This is a genomic window from Mesorhizobium sp. M0244 (assembly GCF_040321795.1).
Taxonomy (GTDB): Bacteria; Pseudomonadota; Alphaproteobacteria; order Rhizobiales; family Rhizobiaceae; genus Mesorhizobium.
Genome location: NZ_JAMYSE010000177.1, coordinates 1 through 3,729, shown reverse-complemented (window position 1 = coordinate 3,729; position 3,729 = coordinate 1). Strand labels below are relative to the sequence as shown.

At 61.9% G+C, this 3,729-nt stretch carries 2 protein-coding genes and 3 pseudogenes; 2 read left to right on the top strand and 3 right to left on the bottom strand.

Annotated elements, in window-relative coordinates:
* Positions 1-360: 360 nt before the first annotated feature.
* Positions 361-549: a hypothetical protein gene (locus tag NKJ08_RS38195; RefSeq protein ID WP_352786321.1), complete on the bottom strand. Its 189-nt coding sequence runs from the start codon at positions 547-549 to the stop codon at positions 361-363.
* Positions 550-823: 274 nt separating this feature from the next.
* On the opposite strand from NKJ08_RS38195, the pseudogene NKJ08_RS38190 reads away from it, so the two are divergent.
* A pseudogene (locus NKJ08_RS38190) lies at positions 824-1,602 on the top strand (DUF899 family protein).
* A gap of 215 nt (positions 1,603-1,817) precedes the next feature.
* Positions 1,818-2,294, top strand: a pseudogene (locus tag NKJ08_RS38185) (IS630 family transposase); the annotation flags it as partial.
* An 82-nt stretch (positions 2,295-2,376) separates the two neighbouring features.
* Here the strand turns inward: NKJ08_RS38185 and NKJ08_RS38180 are convergent.
* A pseudogene (locus NKJ08_RS38180) lies at positions 2,377-2,676 on the bottom strand (ABC transporter permease); the annotation flags it as partial.
* A gap of 489 nt (positions 2,677-3,165) precedes the next feature.
* Positions 3,166-3,492 carry a hypothetical protein gene (locus tag NKJ08_RS38175; RefSeq protein WP_352786320.1) on the bottom strand — a complete coding sequence of 109 codons (327 nt, stop codon included), beginning with the start codon at positions 3,490-3,492 and terminating at the stop codon, positions 3,166-3,168.
* Between the last annotated feature and the right edge of the window lie 237 nt (positions 3,493-3,729).

Below are 3,729 nucleotides of genomic sequence, written 5' to 3'. Positions count from 1 at the left end.
TTCTGTCACGAAACTCTCCTGGCGGCTTGAAAGACAGTCGGCGAAATTGTCCGTTTCATAGTGGCGGTTGGCGCCAAACGCAACGAATGCATTGGCACTATTGCGATGCCTGTTCTGCACCGCGGTCATGGCAACGCATCCCGCGTCGTGCGCGTGTTGGTCCGTCCGCTGTTCGCATAGCCAAGCATCGGGGATGACGAAGCCATAGCGAGCCATGTCGATGCACTGATGCTGGAGCAGCAGGCATCGAGGGCGAGTTTCAGCGTCAGCGTCCGGTTTTTCTACGGCAGGCGAGGGAATGGGCCGTACTATCTTTGGGTGACTCGATCTCGTTGGCCCACGGATCGAACGAAGCGACCGCTACGAGCTGCTTGCGCAGCCAGGCATTGCCGGCGATTCCATCGGCGGCATGAAAATGTCCAGCTCAAGACGTTCGGCTACCACACGCGCAAAGTGCACCGGGATGCTGCGGCCGCACGCGAGCTGCGCATTCCTGACCAGATGACCGAAGTGGCGGAACTCACGGGCCGCCATGGGATCGAGTTCCATGGACCGGCCAAGTGGGCCGATTGAGCCGGAAGTCCCACGAGAAGGTAGTGGGCCTGGCAGGACTAGCAATGGGCTCGATGGAACGACCGCTTCGGGACCAACCAGACGGTGCTGCTCTTGTGCCCGCCGGGCGAGCCGGGCTACCGTCCGCTCGCCCTGTCCGTCCTGCGCCTCGAGGACGGACGGGTCGCGGAGGCCGTCGACTTCTAGGTGCCGATGAGTTTTCCGCTCCCGCGCGTTTCAACAAGCACGAGGTCGAACATAGGGAGGTCGGATGAAGGTCGCCACTGAGCAGGAGTGGCAGGCCGCCCGCAAGGAACTGCTGGCGGCCGAGCAGGAGCTGGCGGCGCACGAACAGCGCGTCACCAAGCAGCGGCGGGAGTTGCCCTGGGTTCCGGTCGAGAAGCACTACGCCTTCGCCACCGACGACGGGCCGAAGTCCTTGCCGGAGCTGTTCGATGGCCGCTCGCAGTCCTCATCTATCACCTGATGTCCGCGGAGGACTGGAAGACGGCGTGCCCGGGCTGCGCCTCGGTCGGCGATGGGCTGGGCGGCATGGTCACGCACGTGAACGACCGCGACGTGACGCTCATCGCGATGTCGCGGGCGCCGCTGGAGAAGCTGGTGGCGACTAAGGCAAAGCGCGGGTGGACGATGCCCTACGTGTCGGACTACGGCGACGACTTCCTGTTCGACTACGGCTTCGCATTCCGCCGGGAGGAGATGTCCGGAATCGTCCGCGACGAGTTCGGCATGGGGCAGCTGCTCCGCGAGGGTCGGATGGCGCTGCCTTTCACGGGTGAAGACCAATGGGGCTTCATGATGGTTCTGGAAAGGTGTGGCGATACGTTCCCCGCAAAATCACTTGTGCCTTGCGGTTTCTACCATTGCGGTGGAGCCAGGCGCAGTGACGAAGAAAAAGCTTTGACTGCCGCCCTCAAGGCGGCACGAGGCAGGGTCACCGATCTCGGGCAATATCATCGAGGGCCACCAGAAAATGACGCTGACAACGCCTGGCTGGTCACCGACGCATACTGGCTTTCGAAAAGCTAGTGTAGTCGGTCAACTCGAAGCGTCCGATGAGGCGCGCTCCAATTGCCGTGCACTGAAAGCTGCTGCAATCGTCGCAGAGCTCAGCATGACGAGTAGGAGCCCATATCGGGCGTTCTCCTCCGTTAGAACAGCGCCCGCGATCGATGACATCGTGGCTCCACCCGTGACCGCAATCGCGCTCGCCAGACCCGCAGCGCTTCCCGTGCAGGCGATAGGCTCCGCTGCGCGGTTGGGGGCCGAAGGGCGAGCGGCTGCGCGGCTTGGCCCCGCACGGCCACTGGCGCACGCTGACCTTCCTCGGCGCGCTGCGCTGCGATAGGCTCGCGGCACCTTGCGTCTTCGACGGGCCAATCAACGGCCAATGCTTCCGCGCCTATGTCGAGCAGCAGCTCATCACCGTGCTGAAACCCGGCGACATCGTCGTCATGGATAATCTGGGAAGTCATAAGTCGGCGGCCATCAGGCAGATGATCAAGGCCGCCGGCGCCAGGCTTTGGTACCTACCGCCCTACTCCCCAGACCTCAATCCGATCGAGCAGGCCTTTGCCAAAATCAAACACTGGATGCGCCAAGCTCAGAAACGTACCGTCGAGGACACTTGGCGCCACATCGGCCACCTCGTTGAAACGATCGAGGCAACCGAATGCAACAACTACTTCGCAAACGCCGGCTACGCTTCCATCAAAACGTGAAAGGCTCTAGCGAACCTCTTCCGCCAGCCCATGCGTCGGCCGGATGAGCAGACGCAAGTCAGAAATCTGTCCGAGTCCTGGATCAGCGCGCCGCGACCTGCCAGACCGCGACGCCGGCGCAGATGAGGCCGGCGACACCTTCTATGCCGCGCGAGATGAGGTCGAACAAGCAGGGCCGACTCTCGGAGAAATGCACCAGCCGCTCGCGAAAAAGGATCGACAGCGCCGCGACTGACGAGAGTGTCAGCGCGACGCCAAGCATCATGCTGATCGCGAAAAGGATGCCGGCGCCAGGAACGCCTCGCGACATGGCGAAGCCCATCACGAACAGCGTCAGCGGGCACGGGATCAGGCCGGCCATGACACCGACGACCTCCCCTTCATGTTTGTGCCTGTGGCCGGTGGTTCAGCGCGCCAGACCATCCACAGACCGATGAGCACGAGGTCGTGTGCCGCGAGGGGGGCCGAATGCGCGATCGGTAACAGCTCCGTTGAGGTGCCACAGCGCCTTCAAGGGGCTCCCGAGGACGTCGGAACCGCCGCCGCTGGCCACGCGCTCTCCGTTTTGAAACAGGTCCAGTCGAAATGACCCTAGCGACGCCGCCCAGTCGTCGAAGGCCTTTGTTTTGTGGGGATCCTCTCACCTACGCGAAGCGCAAAATGGACGCCGTAAGCAGCGACCACGTCCGCCGGCGCAAAATGCCATCTGGAATAGATTGATGAGACCATTTCGAAGCCCAATGCGACCCACTCGATACAGCGAGAAGTTCCGCTTCACTCATCCCCGGACTAGGAGCGGCCCCCAAGTCCAAATACAATTTCAGGCTCGATCTTCGGTTCGGGGAAACCGGAGAGAGAGACCTGAGCGTTCTCAGCAATTTTGCTGAACGGTGCTTTCATACATATAGCCCGAGATGGGCGCTTTCACGGCGTATCTTTCCCACATGCGATGATTGGTGAAGCCGATCTTGCGGCCGATCGAGGGGCGATCCCGGCTAAGCCGCTTCATCCGCACGACATCTGCAATCTGGTATGCGGTGGGCATGTCGAGGGATGGATGAGTAGCAGTCAACAACGGGCGCCGATTGGCCCGTGCCGAAAAGTCCTGCCAACGCTGCTGCTTCCGCTTCGATGTCGAGCATGCGATATTGATACCTGTCTCAGGCGCGCCGCGAAAGTGGTGTCCGCTTTGGGTCATTCCTTCGCCTCCAGCAGGATTCGGTACTCCGGCGGCGCCTTCAGCAAGGAGTCGATAGCGCCACTTGCCAACCTCAGCACCTCTAAGCGCGAACGTCTGGTGTGATGCCCGATGCGCGCGTTCGGAGGGCATCTCGCTGTTCCATCGCGGTGACAAAAGCACCGTCACGGTGGCGTCAACCGGTTACACAGGGCAAGAAATATCTCCGGCCTTCTGGGGAGTGGCGTGTCAGCGTCC

What these genes read in the sequence shown, in the direction of transcription:
- NKJ08_RS38195 (WP_352786321.1), bottom strand. Translation starts at nt 549, where the DNA reads ATGGAACTCGATCCCATGGCGGCCCGTGAGTTCCGCCACTTCGGTCAT.
- NKJ08_RS38175 (WP_352786320.1), bottom strand. Translation starts at nt 3,492, where the DNA reads ATGACCCAAAGCGGACACCACTTTCGCGGCGCGCCTGAGACAGGTATC.